12 protein-coding genes and 1 pseudogene are annotated in these 18,388 nt (G+C 51.4%); 12 read left to right on the top strand and 1 reads right to left on the bottom strand.

The genetic code is table 11. The features are described 5' to 3' along the window. Positions 1–12 precede the first annotated feature (12 nt). Entirely contained in the window at positions 13–906 is an 894-nt protein-coding gene (locus C3V43_RS10455) for a helix-turn-helix domain-containing protein (RefSeq protein ID WP_235655839.1), read from the bottom strand. An 81-nt stretch (positions 907–987) separates the two neighbouring features. Between C3V43_RS10455 and C3V43_RS10450 the strand changes: the two genes are divergently transcribed. The 12 genes and pseudogenes from C3V43_RS10450 to lacZ4 all read left to right on the top strand — a co-directional run bounded on the left by C3V43_RS10450 (position 988) and on the right by lacZ4 (position 18,122). After that, positions 988–1,833, top strand: coding sequence for an aldo/keto reductase (locus tag C3V43_RS10450; RefSeq protein ID WP_106069758.1), 846 nt, complete (start codon positions 988–990; stop codon positions 1,831–1,833). Positions 1,834–1,889: 56 nt separating this feature from the next. Next, positions 1,890–2,489, top strand: a complete 600-nt coding sequence (locus C3V43_RS10445) for a flavodoxin (RefSeq protein WP_106069757.1) — start codon at positions 1,890–1,892, stop codon at positions 2,487–2,489. Positions 2,490–2,792: 303 nt separating this feature from the next. Further along, a pseudogene (locus C3V43_RS10440) lies at positions 2,793–3,059 on the top strand (cupin domain-containing protein); the annotation flags it as partial. A 251-nt stretch (positions 3,060–3,310) separates the two neighbouring features. Further along, positions 3,311–6,481: a SusC/RagA family TonB-linked outer membrane protein gene (locus tag C3V43_RS10435; protein WP_106069755.1), complete on the top strand. Its 3,171-nt coding sequence runs from the start codon at positions 3,311–3,313 to the stop codon at positions 6,479–6,481. Between the two features lie 21 nt (positions 6,482–6,502). Next, positions 6,503–8,017, top strand: a complete 1,515-nt coding sequence (locus C3V43_RS10430; protein ID WP_106070559.1) for a RagB/SusD family nutrient uptake outer membrane protein — start codon at positions 6,503–6,505, stop codon at positions 8,015–8,017. Between the two features lie 140 nt (positions 8,018–8,157). Beyond that, the gene (locus C3V43_RS10425; RefSeq protein ID WP_106069754.1) at positions 8,158–8,436 is read left to right on the top strand and encodes a LysO family transporter; all 279 of its coding nucleotides are present in this window, start codon (positions 8,158–8,160) and stop codon (positions 8,434–8,436) included. After that, positions 8,433–9,035: a LysO family transporter gene (locus C3V43_RS10420; RefSeq protein WP_106069753.1), complete on the top strand. Its 603-nt coding sequence runs from the start codon at positions 8,433–8,435 to the stop codon at positions 9,033–9,035. The genes C3V43_RS10425 and C3V43_RS10420 overlap by 4 nt, the downstream gene beginning before the upstream one ends. A gap of 164 nt (positions 9,036–9,199) precedes the next feature. After that, complete coding sequence (lacZ, locus tag C3V43_RS10415) at positions 9,200–12,319, top strand: beta-galactosidase, LacZ type (protein WP_106069752.1); 3,120 nt, start codon at positions 9,200–9,202, stop codon at positions 12,317–12,319. An 81-nt stretch (positions 12,320–12,400) separates the two neighbouring features. Continuing rightward, entirely contained in the window at positions 12,401–14,332 is a 1,932-nt protein-coding gene (locus tag C3V43_RS10410; protein ID WP_106069751.1) for an MGH1-like glycoside hydrolase domain-containing protein, read from the top strand. Between the two features lie 149 nt (positions 14,333–14,481). Further along, complete coding sequence (locus C3V43_RS10405; protein WP_106041464.1) at positions 14,482–15,048, top strand: RNA polymerase sigma factor; 567 nt, start codon at positions 14,482–14,484, stop codon at positions 15,046–15,048. A 57-nt stretch (positions 15,049–15,105) separates the two neighbouring features. Further along, on the top strand, positions 15,106–16,089 hold the full coding sequence (locus C3V43_RS10400; protein WP_106069750.1) for a FecR family protein: 984 nt from the start codon (positions 15,106–15,108) through the stop codon (positions 16,087–16,089). Then, positions 16,086–18,122 (top strand): beta-glucuronidase LacZ4, encoded by a 2,037-nt coding sequence (lacZ4, locus tag C3V43_RS10395; protein WP_106069749.1) that lies wholly within the window; start codon positions 16,086–16,088, stop codon positions 18,120–18,122. The genes C3V43_RS10400 and lacZ4 overlap by 4 nt, the downstream gene beginning before the upstream one ends. Positions 18,123–18,388 lie beyond the last annotated feature (266 nt).

Below are 18,388 nucleotides of genomic sequence, written 5' to 3'. Positions count from 1 at the left end.
TATTCTACCCCTTCACTTCTTATCTGGCTGCAAACTCAACCGATATTGACTGGGCGACATTCCCAAATGCTTCGATACATAGCGGCTGAAGTAGGAAAGCGAAGCAAAATTCATCATTTCGGCAATTTGCGTAAGCGACAGACGTTCGTCTTCAAGAAAGCCCTTGAGCATAGGAACAGTATAGCGGTCGATAAAGGAAGTGACATTGCTGCCTGTGGTTCGACGCACGGTGTCCGAGAGATATTTGGGCGTAACATGAAGCCGGTTGGCATAATAGGCAACTTCCCGCTCGGTGCGGCTGATACCTGTCTGTAACAGTTTCATCAGCTCCTTCACAATAAAACTACGGCGGTCGGTCGATGCCTGTGCACCGTAATACTTGGCATGGAAATCGAAGAGATCGTACATCATCGTCCGGCACAGACTGCCCATCAGTTCGCGATAGAACAGATGCGAGGTGTCGGCCATACGGTCGCGCAATCGGTGGATATCGTTCGTAAATTTCCGGGCATCCTCTTCGCAAACGGGAATAATGGGGTTGTTGTAAAGTGTAATGCCGCCACCGATGCCGAAGTTGTTGGCAGGAAGCTGAGCGTTCAGGAAATTGAGCGGAGCGGCGAAGAACTCAATCCGCAGGTCGGGGTGAGGCGCAAGGTTGCATACCTTGTCGGGCAGAATCAGGATGGCTATATCGTTGCGACAGATATGCCAACAACGGTCGTTGAACACAAAGCTACCCTCGCCGTCAAAGCATATCAAATGCACACACCAACGATAGAAATGTTTGTCGTTGACCTGTGAAAAATCTGTAGAAAACACGAAATCCGGTTCTTTATTCTCGTTCATATCGCCAAAGTTAAGCAATATTCCGATGGCATGGTATACGATTTGCGCAAAAAGTGACATCTTCAAGGCGTTTTGTGAAACAACAAGAACTATCCATCACCGTAACTTTGCAATCATAAACCCCAAAAAAAAGAGAAGAAAATGAAGTATGTAACGTTAAACAACGGAGTGAAGATACCTCAATTGGGCTACGGGGTATATCAAGTGGAACCGACAGAAGCCGAACGTTGCGTGAACAACGCGCTCGGCGCAGGTTATCGGATGGTGGATACTGCGCAAGCGTATCACAACGAAGAGGGCGTGGGCGCAGCAGTGAAGAAGAGCGGCATTGCCCGCAGCGAAATCTTTCTGGTGTCTAAAATATGGATAAGCAACTACGGCTACGAACGTGCCAAAGCGAGCATTGACGAGAGTCTGCGCCGATTGCAGACCGAATACATCGACCTCATGCTGCTTCATCAGCCTTTTTGTGACTACTATGGTGCCTATCGCGCTTTGGAAGAGGCTTATCGGGAGGGCAAATTGCGCGCCATCGGTGTGAGCAATTTCCAGCCGAACCATTTCATTGACCTTGCGAGCAATGTCGAAATCGTACCGGCAGTGAACCAAGTGGAGACGCACGTCTTCTGTCAGCAAATCAGGAGTAAGGAGTACATGGATGAGTTCGGCACGCATACGATGTCGTGGGGACCGCTTGCCGAAGGTCGCAACGGACTCTTCGTAAATCCTGTGTTAAAGGAAATCGGCAAGGTGCATGGCAAGAGCGTGGCACAGGTTGCCCTCCGCTACCTCACCCAACGCGATGTCATCATCATTCCGAAGTCCGTCCACCGCAACCGTATGGAAGAGAACTTCAACATCTACGACTTCGAGCTTACACCCGACGAAATGGAGCGTATCAAATCCCTTGACCTCGCCAAAAGCGCGTTTTTCGACCATAACGATCCGGAGACCGTGAAGATGTTTATGGGATGGAGAGCACTCTGATGTGATAAAGAATGGCAAGTATCATAGATAACACTCCATAATAAAAAAACGATTTTATGAATGTATCGAGAATTATAACCGCTATGGTTGCACTGCTGATATCCGTGGCGTGCAGTGGCAGCAAAAAACAAAGCAACGAAATGAGAAAAGGAAAAGCATTGATAGTATTCTTCTCCCACGCAGGCGAGAACTATGCAGTAGGAAACATCAAAGAGGGCAATACGAAAATTGTGGCTGATTATATAAAGGAGCAGACAGGAGCAGACGTGTTTGAGATTGTGGCCGAAAAGAGTTACGATATGCCCTACTCGGAACTGATAAAAGTGGCACAGGCAGAGAAAAAGAGCGGAGAGCTACCCGCATTCAAAGGCTCGATAAGCAACGTGGACGAATACGATGTAGTTTTCATCGGCGGTCCGATATGGTGGGGCACCTATCCGCAGGTAATGTTCAGCTTTTTCAATAAATACGACCTCAACGGAAAGACGCTCATACCGTTTACCACCCATGAGGGTAGCGGACTCGGAAGTACGGTCGGAGACGTGAAAAAGCAGTATCCGAAAACCACGGTTACCGGCGCATTCGCCATCTACGGGCACGAAGTGAGGACGGGCAAGAGCAAAGTACTGCAATGGCTCAAAGGATTGGGATATTGAAAGGAGATACTGCAACACCTTTTTTTCACAAATCGTTCACACCGCAGCAAAAGCAACCGCCTATGCCGAAAACAGGTATCATACTGACAATCTGTGCGGTAGCGGTTATCTGCATAACCGCTGCCGCACAGAAGAAAACAACAAACTATCAATCAATGAATGAGATGGAAACATTAGATCTAAAATGGCAAGACATGGTGGCAATAGCTTGTTTGGAAGCCAAAGGAGATGTTGACAGACTGGCACAGGCCATTCGCAATGGATTGGACAGCGGGCTGACCGTCAACCAAATCAAGGAGGCATTGTCGCAACAACTGGCACATACACCACAAAGGCGGACAAATCCTCATCTGCGTAGGTGGCCGCGGCTGGTATCAGGAGTGGGGCGAGCCGGCACGTGCGCTCAAACCCGGCGACGTAGTGAACATTCCTGCCGAAGTAAAACATTGGCATGGAGCTGCCTCCGACAGTTGGTTTCAACACATTGCCATTGCCGTTCCTGCCGAGGGGGCAAGTACCGAATGGTGCGAACCGGTGACGGATGAAGAATATAAGAAGTGCAATCAGTAAAAAGAAAGAGACGGCAGGGCACATAAAGCGTTATGTGTAGTCCGAACCTCACTCTTTATGAATTGTAGATACATAAACAAACAATTATTCTCTATGAATCAATTGTTTACGTTAATAATTGTAGATTATAAAACAAAGAATAAGCAGCATTTGTAGTTCTCTTGTAGATACTTTTATTTGTTTTTTCACGCTTATGCTTAATAACTTAGCATCGTGAAAAACAAGAATATTAACCTTAAAAACTTATTCACATGAGTAAAAGTAACTACTTTAAAGAAAGAGCGGCTCTGCTGCTTTTCTTCTTTGCTTTTATGTTACCCATAAGCGCACTGGCACAAGCTATCCGGCTGACGGGTAACGTGACCGATGCAACCGGTGAAAGCATCATCGGCGCCAGCGTATTGGAAAAAGGAACGACGAACGGAGTGATTACCGACATTGACGGAAACTTCGCCCTGAACGTTTCGCCCAACGCAACCATCATCATCTCTTATGTGGGCTATGCTGCTCAAGAAATTCCACTGAACGGCCGCAATACCCTGAAAGTAGTATTGAAAGAAGATACCGAAATGCTGGACGAAGTGGTCGTGATAGGCTACGGCACGATGAAGAAGAGCGATATGACGGGAGCCATCTCCTCCGTCGATGTGGAAGAGCTGTCGAAGCGCACTACCACCAATCCGGCCGAAGCACTGCAAGGAAAGATTGCGGGCGTAAACATCATGAAGTCCGGAGGTAATGCCGGCGCAGGCGTGCAGGTGAAAATCCGCGGTGTGAAAACCTTTGGTGATAACGAACCTCTTTACATCATCGATGGTTTTCCCGGCGACATCAACTCGGTGAACCCGCAGGACATTCAGGCGATGGAGGTGCTGAAAGACGGTGCGGCGGCAGCCATCTATGGTTCGGTAGCAGCCAACGGTGTCATCATCGTGACCACCAAAAACGGAAAGAAAGGCGAAACCAAAATAGACTTCAGCGCATACGTCAGCATGACGGATGTGGCAAAGAAACTCGACTTGCTGAATGCCGACCAATACAAGAAAGTGCATACGCAAATGTATGAAAACTGGAACTCGCATGTAGAGAACCATAAATCGCAGTACGACCCGAAGAGCAACGGCGCATGGAAAAAACAACTGTTGGAACTCGAACCTTACATGACCAAGAATACGGGCATCGACACCGACTGGCAAAACGCCATGTTGCGCACGGGCCTGTCGCAGAACTATATGGTCAGCATCAGAGGCGGCGGCGAAAACACACAGTATTCGGTGTCGTACAACCATGCGGACGACAAAGGAATCTTCTTGGGTAATGACTACCGTCAAGACAACGCCCGCCTGAAACTGCACACAAGCAAGTACATCTTCGACATAGACGCCAACATGGCTTTCAAGTTCACCGACAGCAAACAGCCGGAGTACCAACTGAAAGAGATGTACATGATTTCTCCGTTAGTACCTATCTATAACGAAAACGAGCAATACGGCTTCGGTCTGACCAACTTCGACAATCTGCCGAACAACCGAAATGTGATGGCCGACCAGCATTACGAAAAGTCGACCGACAAACGCTATCACACCACCGCCAACATAGCCTTGACCGCTAACTTCACGAAATGGCTCAGCTTCAAGACAAGCTATGCTTACCGGGGAGAACATCAGCGCCAAACTTACCACACCCCGACCTATATAGCCGACGTAAAATCCAAACGCGACTACCCGTACCACAGCGAGACTTCCGCCTATTGGGAAGAGCACGTATGGGAAAACCTGTTGAGTTTCAACAAGGAATTTGGCAAGCACACTGTCAACGCAGTGGCAGGTACGTCGACCATGGCTCGCAGATATACTTGGCACTCGGTAGGCGTGGAAGGCAAAACCACCACTTATAAGGTGGAAGACGGGCAATTAGTGATAGGCGAACAACCCGGCGGCTTCCTCGATTCAAGCTTCTCTACCGTAGGAGCAGGTGCGGGCGGCACATTCAACGGAAGCGGAAGCAAATGGGATTACAGACGGGTGTCTTTCTTCGGACGTGTGAACTACAACTACAATAACCGCTACCTCGTTCAGGCTACCGTGCGCAGCGACGGCTCTTCCAAGTTCGGTGCGGACAACCGTTGGGGATTCTTCCCGTCGGTGGCCGTGGGCTGGAGAATCAGCGAAGAGGCGTTCTTCCCGAAAGACATTGCGCTGAACAACCTGAAGCTCCGTGCCAGTTGGGGACGGCTGGGCAACGAGAATGCTCTGGGATTTTACGATTTCCTTGCCTTGATTTCGACCTACAACACCAAGTATCAGGGATATGTGAAAGGCAACGGAGACAACGCATGGACGGGAAGCATCGCCCGTGGACTGGAAAACCGTTCGCTGAAGTGGGAAACCACCGACACGAAGAACATCGGACTTGACTTCGGCTTCTTCGACAACAAGCTGACCGGAGCCTTGAACTACTATTACAACCAGACCGAAGAGCTGCTGATAACCAAAGCACTCCCACCCTCTGCCGGTCTGAACAACCCTATTCTGAACGTAGGCAAAATACGCAACTCCGGCATCGAGGTTGAGCTGAACTGGGCCGACTCGAAAGGCGGATTCGACTACAACGTAGGCATGAACCTCAGCACCACAAACAACAAGGTGGTGGAACTGGCAGACAAGAGCCAAGTGCTCTATGGCGAGGGTCTGAAATACGGAAGCGAACACTTCCCCACCCAGACGCGCGTGGGCAAACCCATCGGTGCATTCTATCTCTACAAGACCGAAGGCCTGTTTCAAAGCAACGCCGAAGCCCGCCAATACAAAAATGCTGACGGACAAGAGTATCAGCCCTTTGCCGATGCCGGCGATATCCGTTTTGCCGATACGAACGGCGACGGTTCCATCGACGATGACGACAAGGTGTATTGCGGTTCGGGCATCCCCACACTGGAGGTCAACCTCAACTTCTCTGCCGGCTACAAAGGCTTCGACCTTTCCTTTGTTTTGGGCAGCGCATGGGGACATAAGCTCTACAACGGAAACAAGTATTTCTACGAAGGCATGAACTCCGGTTCCAACTTCCTTGCTTCGTCGCTCGATGCGTGGACGCCTCAGCACACAGATACCAACGTGCCCCGCGCCATCTTCAACGACCCCAACGGCAACCTGAAGGAATCCGACCGTTTCATCGAGAAGGGCGACTTCATCCGTCTGCGCCAGTTGCAACTGGGCTATACCTTGCCGAAAGCCATGATGCAGAAAGTATTCATCGAGAAACTGCGCTTCTACGTAAGCGGCGAGAACCTCTTCACCATTACCGGCTACGACGGCATCGACCCCGAATTCTCGCGTGCAAGTGTGCTGAACACCGGTATCGACAAGCTGATTTATCCGTTTACCCGTTCGTTCACACTGGGTGCACAACTAACATTCTAACCAATTTAATACGATATGAAAATGAAAAAAGCAATATACATAGCCGGCCTTTGTTTCGCATCGCTCCTGACAGGCTCGTGCGACGATTATTTAACCTTGGAGTCGCCCGACCAACTTACTTCGGGCAGTTTCTGGCGCAACGAGAGCGACGCGCAAGCCGGCATCTCGGCTGCCTATTCGCAGTTGGAATATTACATCGACACTTGGGAGTTTGCCGAGGTGAAGTGGCCCGTAGAGGCTTATCGCGAGGACATCATCAACATGGGCAACGACGCACGCAACTATCCCAACTGGCTGGAACTGTATAGCTTCACCTATACCAACGGTAACTCGCAATTCAGCAACTACTGGTGGAACAACTACAAGGGAGCCAGCTTCGCCAATCAGGTAATAGAGAAGGTGACGGCCATGAAAGAAGGCTCCATTGCCCCCGCCATGCGCACCCAGATTGTAAACGAGGGACGCTTCCTGCGTGCCTACTACCACCTGAAACTGCTGCTGAACTGGAAGGAAATCATCATCCGCGATAAGTATATCACCAGTCAGGCCGAACTGAACAAGGCACTCTCTTCACGCACCGACGCATGGGATTTCATCATCGAAGACCTGAAAGAGGCCACGGCTCTGCCCGCCTCCTACGACAACGATAACTTGGGACGCGCCACCTGCGGAGCAGCCTATGCCTATCTGGGATTGTCTTACCTGACACGTGCCTACGAAGAACCGGAAAAGAAGTCGGAGTACTTGACTTTGGCTCTCGATGCCTTGAACAAGGTGACCGGCTACGAGCTTGTCAAGAAATTCTCGAGCATGTTCGACGCCACCAACAAGAACAGCAAGGAGTCCGTCTTCGAGTTGCAAACTTCTATGAGCAGCGCCAACGGAGCCAATTACCGCACCCAGCTTCACCGCTGGATAGGCGTGTCGGAACTGATGGGATGGGACGAAATCCTTCCGAGCAATGTCTTGATAGAAGAATTCATGAAAGAGGGCGAGACAGCCACCACGGGACGTTACGACTCGCGCTTCTACGAAACCATCTTCTTCCGATGCGACTACTACAACGACGGCACGGGACGCGTTTACGGACGCAACTACGACGACTGGTTCGAGGGCAACAACCGCCCGGCATTCCGCAAATTCATGCCTGCCGACTATGAAGGGCTGAACAACAACTACTGTGCCATCAACATCCCTTTGATGCGCTACGCCAATGTATTGCTGATGAAAGCCGAGGTGCTGAACGAGCAAGGGCATCCCGAACAAGCCATTCCGTTGATTAACGAAATCAGAAGCGTGCACGGCGACATGCCTGCCATGAAAGGTACTTCGCAAGCCGAAGTGCGCGCGCAGATAGAGCACGAGCGCATGATTGAGTTTCCGCTGGAAAACTGGCGCTGGTACGACCTGCGCCGTTGGGGCAAGCTGGCATCGGCACTGGCAAGCGCCGGACGCGCCGGATTCGACGAAACGAAGCATGCTTTCTATCCCGTGCCTCTGACCGAAATCAATGCCAACGACCTGATAAATAAGTAGAAATTAATTCTCTCTGACACAACCTCAGTACAAGGCGGCATCTGTTCCGACTGTGCCGCCTTGTTGGCCTTGAAAACTTTTTCTTTGCCGAGACTTAGTGGGGTTGTGCTATCTTTGCCTACAAAAAAAACGACATAGATATGTTTGCAATCATCGGACTGATGCTCACCGGAATGCTGCTGGGCTATCTCTTACGGAAACGGAATCTACGGAAAATCTCCCAAATCATTACCCTGCTCATCTGGCTGCTGCTTTTCATTCTCGGCATAGAGGTGGGAAGCAACGAACAAATTATCAAAGGCCTGCACACCATCGGCATGGAGGCCGTGATACTGACGCTGGGTGGAACGCTGGGAAGCGTCACCGCCGCATGGGCCTTGTGGAAGAGCCTGTACAGACAGAAAGGAGGCGAAGTATGAAAGGAAGTCTCGTCATCGTCGGCTTTTTTGTGCTGGGTGCGCTGTGCGGAGTTTCCGGCCTGATACCTTTCGACATTGCCGAAACCGACATCGGCTACTACGCCCTCTGCGCACTGATGTTCAGCGTGGGGATAAGCGTGGGCAACGACCCGCAGACACTGAAGAATTTCCGCTCGCTCAACCCCCGGCTGATATTTCTGCCCGTGATGACGATACTGGGCACGTTGGCAGGTTCGGCGGCGGTCAGCCTCATCCTGACTCACCGTTCCGTAACAGACTGTCTGGCCATAGGGGCGGGCTTCGGTTACTATTCGCTCTCCAGCATCTTCATCACCGAATACAAGGGAGCCGAACTGGGAACCATCGCCCTGCTGGCCAATATCAGCCGCGAGATACTGACACTGCTGGCAGCGCCTCTGCTGGTACGGTGGTTCGGAAACCTCGCCCCCATCTCGGCCGGAGGCGCCACGACGATGGACACCACGCTGCCCATCATCACGCGGACGGCCGGACAACAGTTTGTGGTGGTTTCCATCTTCCACGGCTTTGTGGTAGACTTCAGTGTCCCGTTTCTGGTCACCCTGTTCTGCTCCTTATAAGGGCTTCGGACACGGTTGTGGACAGGCTTCGGCAGCCGTCTTGTCAAACACTTGTCCCTGACGCATCAAACACAAGTGTCTGACATGATAAACACAAGTGTCTGACAAATCAAGGAAAACAGCGCGTCAGCCATACCTTATTTATATATCAAATCTTATTCATAATGAAAACCAGACTTTATACCTTTCTCCTCGCCTCGCTGCTTTGCAGCAGTGCCCCGGCCGATAACGAGCCGTGGCAGAACCCCCAAGTCAACGAGCTGAACAGAGAGCCGATGCACGCCCACTTCATCCCCTTTGCCAGCGAAGCCGGCGCCATGAAACAACGCTCGTTGCCGCCCGAAGTGCGTTTCGACGTGAATTCTGCGGCAGAACGGCGCATATCGCTGGACGGCACTTGGAAGTTTCTCTTCTCAAAGAACAACGGGCTTTGCCCCAACGACTTCCACAAGCCGGGATACGACACACGGAAGTGGAGTAAAATAGAAGTTCCCGGCAGCTGGGAATTGCAAGGCTTCGACGCCCCCATCTATACGGACACACGCTATCCGTTCCCCGCCAATCCGCCGTACGTGCCCGCCGACTACAATCCGGTAGGCGCTTACGTCCGCGAGTTCAGAGTTCCGGCAGGTTGGGAAGGCATGGACGTCTTCCTCGATTTCGAGGGTGTGGAGTCGGCCTATTACGTATGGGTGAACGGCAAACTTGCCGGATATGCGGAAGACAGCCGCCTACCATCGCACTTCAACATCACCCGCCTGCTGAAGAAAGGCAACAACCGGCTGGCCGTGAAGGTGTTCAGATACAGCGACGGCTCCTACCTCGAAGGGCAGGACTACTGGAAATACAGCGGCATCGAACGCAGCGTATATCTCTATGCCCGTCCCGAAAGCCGCGTGAAGGATTTCCGGATGACTTCCGAACTCGTCAACAACTACAAAGACGGAGAGCTGAAACTGGATGTACTTCTGCACAGGCCGAAAACGGGACAAACCGTAGAGGTAAAGGTGCTGGACGCAAACGGCGTAATCTACAGGCAAAAGAAAACCACCGCTTCTGCCGCCGACACGCTCTTTGCCCTGCAACAGCAATTTCCCCGCGTGCGCGCATGGAACGCCGAAACGCCCCACACCTACACGCTGGTAGTGAACACCTACGATGCACAAGGCAAATCTTTGGAATCTTTCACCCACCTCTTCGGCTTCCGCACGGTAGAGATGAAGAACGGCATGCAGCTAATCAACGGGAAAGCCGTCTTGTTCAAAGGCGTGAACCGCCACGAGCACGACGCGCACAAGGGGCGCACCATCAGTACGACTTCCATGATACAAGACATCCGGCTGATGAAACAGTTCAACCTGAACAGCGTGCGAAACTGCCACTACCCCAACAACTACGCTTGGTATGAGCTATGCACCGAGTTCGGCCTCTACATGGTAGACGAGGCTAACATCGAAAGCCACGGCATGATGGACCATAAGGACGGAACGCTTGCCAATTATCCCGACTGGGAGCTGCCGTTCATGCAACGCATGAGCCGCATGATGGCCCGCGACCGCAACTGTTCGGCCGTCGTCACTTGGTCTATGGGCAACGAATCGGGCTACGGCAAGCACTTCGAGACGCTCTACGACTATGCCAAGAAGGCCGACCCGACACGTCCCGTCCAGTACGAAGGCGGCGGCTACGACGGCAAAAGCGACATCTTCTGTCCGATGTATGCACGCATCTGGGCGCTCCGTCGGCACGTGAACCAACGGGATGCCCGCCCCCTCATCCTTTGCGAGTATGCCCATGCCATGGGCAACAGTGTGGGCAACCTTCAGGACTACTGGGACTTGATTTACAAGTACGACCAACTACAAGGCGGCTTCATCTGGGATTGGGTGGACCAGACTTTTGCCATCAAGGATAAAGCCGGACGAGACATCTGGGCCTTTGGAGGCGACATGGGCTTCGTGGGCATCGTCAACGATTCCAACTTCTGCGCCAACGGTCTGGTGGCAGCCGACCGCACCCTGCATCCGCATATCTACGAAGTAAAGAAGGTATTGCAATACATCCACTTCGAGCCGCTTGCTTTCACCGCCAACCGGATAAAAGTAACCAACCACCACGACTTCATCGGGCTGGAAGGATACCTCCTGTGCTGGTCTGTGGAGTGTAACGGACAGGCCGTTCAAAGCGGAGAGGCCGATTTCCCGGCCATCGCACCCGGTTGCACTGCCGACATGGAACTACCCCTGAAGCCTCTCCCTGCCGACGGCAAAGAGTATTTCCTCACCCTGCGCGCATTCACCAAGCAGCCGGTGCCACTTATCCCGAAAGGACACGAAGCGGCCATCGAACAATGGGCTTTACCCACTATCCCGGCAGCCAACCCGGTTCGCCCCATAACCGGGACACTGACCACACGCCGTAACGAGCAAACACTGACCGTGAGCGGCAACGACTTTCAAGTGGACTTCTCCACCCTGACCGGCGAGATGACCGCACTTGTCTACAACAGAAAGAACCTGATTAAAGAAGGCCTGCAACCCAACTTCTGGCGCCCGCTGACCGATAACGACATCCCCAACGGACACCTGACACGCTGCGGAACATGGAAACACGCCGGACGTGATGCAAAGCTGCAAGATATTAACTTGACAGAAGCCGGGCATCTTGCCACCGTCACTGCCACCTATCGCATGGAAGCGCAAGACGCCACCTTGCAAACCGGTTATAAAATCCGTCCCGACGGCTCCATTCAAGTGACGATGCACTTCATTCCCGGCAAGAAGCCGCTGAGCGAGATGCCCCGCTTGGGCATGCGCATGGTGCTGCCTGCCGAATACGAAAGGATGTCATGGCTGGGACGCGGCCCGCACGAAAGCTATGCCGACCGCAAGACCGGTGCTTTGATAGGCCTTTACAACACCACCGTATGGGAGCAATTCCATCCGTATGTGCGTGCCCAAGAAACAGCCAATCACTGCGATGTGCGTTGGGTGGCCCTGCGCAATGCAGCCGGAGAAGGTCTGCTAATAACCGGAGAAGAACCGCTCAGCATCAGTGCATGGAACTTCCCGATGGAGGACATCGAATATCGTCCTTCGCAAATGGAACGCCGACACGGCGGAAGCATCCAAAAGAAAGAGATGGTATGGCTCAACATCGACCACCGGCAGATGGGCGTGGGAGGCGATAACACATGGGGAGCGCAAGTGCATCCCGAATATACCATCACCCCGAAAGAGTGGAGGTATGGCTTCAGGCTGCAACCGCTTAAAGCGGTGGAATAAAAGATGTACTTTCTTTTTCCTTGACGCAAAAGAAAAAGTACACAAACATATCGTTATAAAACCATTAACCCCTTTAAATATATGAGATACAAATTTACATTCCTCCTTTGCTTTCTCCTGCTTGCGGCAGGACTTGCCTCCTGCACCTCCGAGGCTCAAAGCACACAGCAGAGAAGGTACGCCTTCAACAACATACTCGACATAGCCTATACCCCCGACACCCTGCATCGTTGCCACGGCTGGTTCACCGATGCCGGCTCGTGGATGGGCTTCACCCTGCCCGAAAAGGAGCAATGGATAAACGGCTTCTGCGGCCCGTTCAGTCTGGACATGTTTCGACGTCAATGGATGGCACAGTCGGCCGTAACCGTTGGCTTCGCCAAAGAGCCGCAGGGACTCTTTGTGTCCGACTCCACCTGCTATTATCCCGGCGAGTTGTACATGTCGGCTCGTTCCGCCAAGGGAAGCATCACGCAACGCCTCAACTTCGCCGACGCCTCTACCGCCCTGCTGCGCATCGAAACCGACAAAGCGGAGAAACTGCTTCTGACAGGTAGCCGATGGGCCGACGACGTAAGCGTGACCGTAGAGCAAAGCTCCGTCATCGCCCGCCATCCGAGTGGAGAAAGCGTGACCATAACCTTCACGCCGGATGTTATGCTGACCGAAACGGAGCATAACTATACGGCCCTTGTCTCCGCTTCCAAACGCACCGTCAACGTGGCCATCTCTTTCTTTGCTTCTGAAAAGGAGATGACCGTGGGATTACAGAATCTCCCGGCATTGCTCAACAATCCCGAAAACGCCTTGCAAGCCAATGCCGAGCGTTGGGAAGGTTACCTCAGCAAAGTGCTGCGCACGGACATGAAGCCCGAATACGACCGCATTGCCGTGAAAGCCGTCACCACCCTTATCTCCAATTGGCGCACGCATCATGGCGGACTCTTGCACGAAGGCATCGTACCCAGCCATGCCGTAGACTACTTTGTCGGTTTCTGGGCATGGGACAGTTGGCGTTTCAGTGCCGGAACCGCCAAGTTCGCCCCCGAACTGGCCAAGAACAACATCCGCGCCATGTTCGACTATCAGCAGCCCGACGGCATGATTATCGACTGCATCTATACCAACCCAGCAGAGAACAACGCACGCGACAGCAAACCGCCTTTGGTGTGCTGGGCTGTGGACGAAATCTTTGAACAAACAGGCGACACGGCTTTCGTTGCCGAAATGTACCCGCAACTCTTATCCTACTATAACTGGTGGTACCAGAAACGCGACCATAACCGCAACGGCATGTGCGAATACGGCTCCACCGACGGCACATTGGAAGCCGCCGCATGGGAAAGCGGCATGGACAACGCCATCCGCTTTGACAACGCCACCATGCTGAAGAACGAAGGAGCCGACGATGCTTGGAGCATAGATCAGGAGAATGTAGACCTCAATGCCTACCTGGCATTGGAATGCCGGCTGCTGAAAAAGTTCGCCGGACTGCTGAATACCTCCTTCTCCGGTCCGGACTATGGCGACCGAGTGGGCGATTACTTCTTTGACAAGCGCATCAACTTCTTCTGCGACCGCCGGCTGAAAGACGGTTCATTCATCGAAGAGCCGGGTTGCGAGGCTTACACCCCGTTGTGGACGCAAATCGCCACGCAAGCCCAAGTAGACAGCATGTTGCCGATGTTGCGCGATACGGCCAAGTTCTCGACGTATATCCCCTTCCCCACCATTGCCGCCGATAACCCCAAATACGACCCGCGTGGCTACTGGCGCGGCCCTATCTGGCTCGACCAAACCTACTTCGCCATTCGCGGACTGCGCAACTACGGTTACAGCAAACTGGCCGATGAATATACCCTGCAAGTCTTCGACCGTCTGAGCGGACTGAAAGAAGGTGCCCCCATACACGAGAACTACGGAACCCACAACGGCGAATGCCTGAAAGCTCCCCACTTCAGTTGGAGCTCATCGCATCTGCTGATGCTGTACGAGGAGTACGGCAAGGAGTAGACCATAGCCACAAGAAACGCGAAACCTTGCAATCAGATAAAGCCTGCCCACTACAAAGGAGCAAAATCTCTTTTAACAGTCGACAGGCTTTCTTTCTCGATATGTTCCATTATCTTTAGGCCGTTTAGGCGCATAATCAATTTAATACTATGGAGGAAGCTCTATTAATCACCCGACTTAGAAACGGCTCTTATTCGGCATTCAATACCCTATACCGAATGTACGCCAAGCGTTTATACGCTTATTGCCTGCAATTCACAAAGTCGGCCGAGGAATCCTGCGACATCGTACAAGAGACATTCGTCAAGTTGTGGGAAAATAGGAATAAGCTGCAAGACTGCCCTTCAATCCGCCCCCTGCTGTTCGCCATAGCCAAAAACGACCTGATAAATGCTTATAAAAGGCGTATCAACTCACCAGCATACGAAGACTATGTCTGTTTTCAAGATGCCTTAAAGGACGAAGACACGCATCTCCATATCGAATATCAAGAGTTTTTGGACAACGTAGAAAAAGCCATCGGGAAACTGTCGCCCTCCCAACAAAAAGTCATCCGGCTATCTCGCTTCCAAAACCTTTCCAACAAGGAAATAGCCACTCAAACCGGTTTAAGCGAACAAACCGTAAAGAACCAACTATCCATCGGACTGAAAAAACTGCGAGAACTCATCACCGAATTCATCAGCTTGGCACTCCCGTTATTATTCGTTAATTAAATCCGTGCCGAACGGTACTTTACATCTATTATATTGTACTATCCAAAAAAGAAAAGAATGGAAAACTTAGAAAAGAAATACAGGCAAGACCGACTGAGCCGAAAAGAGCTTGAGCTTCTTCGCCAGCAAGTAAATTCGGAAGAGAGGCAAAAGACGGAAGCCCGCTTGCTCGACATCTGGATGAACGAAGATACGGAAAACGAGACTGCCGTAAGCGAGACTGAAATAGCACGGATGAAAAAGGCCATCGACCACAGAACGGAACGGGAAACGAAACCTTTGCGCCGTTTGGGCATTGCCATGAAAGTAGCCGCCATATTAATTCCCGTATTGCTCATATCCACCATTACATTATACAGACAGAACAGCCGGCTGAACTCGAAAGAGATAATCGTAAGCACCGGCGGTAATGAAAAGGCGCATGTGACCTTGCCCGACGGGACAAACGTTTCACTCAACGAAGAGTCGTCCATCCATTATCCGGCGGTCGCTTTCAGCTCCGGGCAACGACATATCCGCTTCGAAGGAGAAGGCTATTTTGAAGTAAAGAAAAATTCGCACATGCCGTTCAGCATCCACACCTGCCATTTGGAAGTGGAAGTAGTGGGAACCAAGTTCAACCTCAAAGCCCGTAAGGACGAACAACATGCCGTGGTCACTCTCGATGAAGGCAATGTCCGCCTGACCTCTGTTCTTTCCCGGCAGTCATTGGCTATGAAGCCGGGCAACAAAGTCACCTTGAACTATCAGACCGGCAATTTTAGCCTTGAGACGGAGCCTCGGAAAGAAACTCCGGACTGGAAGAAACGTCAATTCGTATTCCGCAACTCCAGACTGGAGCATGTGGTAAAAGTATTGGAAAAGAACTATGCCGTGACCATCGAGATTGCCGAACCGGCACGCTCGGAAGATTTGTTTACAGGAACCATCACAGCCTCCAACCTGCACGAAGCCTTAGATATTGTCGCTACCACCTATCACCTCATTATTCAATATACCCCAAAGAAAATACTATTGACAAATAAAAAACACCAACCATGAAAGCATTCATTTCAAGTCTCACAGCCATTATCTTATTTGCGTTTACAGAACCCGCACTCGGCCAGCGACAAACCTATTCGCTCAATCCCGACTGGCAGTTCCGCTTCTCACACCAAGTGCATCGGAATACGGAACAAAGAGTGGATCTTCCGCATACTTGGAATGCGCAAGACGCACTGTCAGGAAAGATAGACTATAAACGCGGCATAGGCAACTACACCAAAAAGATATTCATCCCCGAAGCATGGAAACAGAAACGCCTGTTCATCCGGTTTGAAGGAGCCAACAGCATAGCCAACCTCTTCGTCAACGGCAAACATCGGGGCGAACACAGAGGAGGTTACGGAGCGTTTATCTTCGAACTGACAAACCACGTCCGCTACGGAGAGGAGAACTCCTTGTTGGTAAGAGTGAACAACGCAGAGCAACTCGACGTAATGCCTCTGGTAGGTGACTTCAACTTCTATGGAGGCATTTACCGAGACGTAGAGTTCATAATAACGGACAACGTATGTATTTCTCCTTTGGATTATGCCTCGCCGGGACTTTACCTGACACAGCAGGACGTAAACGAAAAACAAGCCAAGGTACAAGCCACCGTAATGTTGTCCAACGTATATACCACCCCACAGGAACGAGCCATAAGATTACAGATAAAAGAAAACGGAAAGATTATTGATGAATACGAAAGGAAAGTGACCGTGCAGGCCCAACAGCATAATCAACCGGTATCTTTCACTTTCAAAATAGACAATCCGCACCTTTGGAACGGCACGCAAGACCCTTTCATGTATCAAGTCACTGCCTCCGTATGGGAAAAGAAACAACAGACAGACTGCGTGACACAACCTCTGGGACTGAGATATTACAGCGTCGATGCCGACAAAGGCTTTTTCCTGAATGGAAAACATCTGAACCTGCACGGTGTTTGCAAGCATCAGGACAGAGCCGAAAGGGGAAATGCCCTCCACCCTTACCATCACGAAGAGGATGTCAGCCTGATGCGCGAAATGGGAGTGAACGCCGTTCGTCTGGCGCATTATCCGCATTCCACCTACCTATACAGCTTGTTAGACCGCCATGGCATCATCGCTTGGGCGGAAATTCCCTTTGTAGGTCCCGGCGGATATGCCGACAAAGGATTTGTAGACATACCGGCTTTCCGCCACAACGGCAAGGAACAGCTCAAGGAACTGATTCGCCAGCACTACAATCACCCCAGTATATGCTTCTGGGGATTGTTCAACGAACTGAAAGAAGAAGGAGATAATCCGGTCGAATACATCAAAGAGCTGCACGAATTGGCACACCGGGAAGACCCGACACGTCCCACCACAGCGGCCAGCAATCAGGAAGGCGATATGAATTTTATTACCGATGTAATAGCATGGAACCGCTACGACGGATGGTATGGAGCAACTCCCGCCTCATTGACCGAATGGTTGGATAAAACACATCGGGAGAATCCGCAACTCAAAATAGCCATCAGCGAATACGGCGCCGGCGCCAGTCTATACCATCAGCAGGACAGCCTCCGGCAAAGCACGCCCAAAAGTTGGTGGCATCCGGAAAATTGGCAGACGTACTATCATATACAGAATTGGCGGATTATTTCCAAACGTCCCTACGTCTGGGGAAGTTTCGTGTGGAACATGTTCGACTTCGGGGCGGCGCACCGCATGGAAGGAGACCGTCCGGGCATCAACGACAAGGGACTGGTGACGTATGACCGCCGAACCCGAAAAGACGCTTTCTTCTTCTACAAAGCCAACTGGAATCCCGAACCGATGCTCCACATCTGCGGCAAGAGAAACAACCGGCGTACAAAAAAAGAAACAGAGGTATGGATATTCGCCAACGGAAAGGAAGTCACACTCTATGTGAATGACGAAAAGCCGCAGACAGTAAAGACCGACGAATGGAATACCGCTACATTCAACATCTCGCTTATGCCCGGAGTAAACCGACTAAAGGCACAAACCTATATTAACGGAAAAATAGAGGAAGACGAATGTGTCTGGACGCTGGAGTGATGCACAAATCGTCATGAGACAGAAGTACATCATGTTATGAAAAAAACAGACCGGGGATGCAATATGTTTTATAACACATTGCTTCCCCGGTACTTTTTGAAATCCGTTTTGTACTACCATTAAAACAAACCGTAATCTCATTAACTGTACTAATACATACCTGAGTTCGATGTAAAAAGAGACTCCGCCTATACAAAAAACGCTCCCGGAGGCATTCCCGGAGGGGTCAATCAGTGGTGCCAAGTCTCGTATATGCGACGTGTGTG

It is taken from the genome of Prevotella heparinolytica (genome assembly GCF_002998535.1).
In the GTDB taxonomy this organism is placed as follows: domain Bacteria; phylum Bacteroidota; class Bacteroidia; order Bacteroidales; family Bacteroidaceae; genus Bacteroides; species Bacteroides heparinolyticus.
Note: the sequence above shows the minus strand (reverse complement) of the source record. Positions and strands in the feature narration are given on the sequence as shown.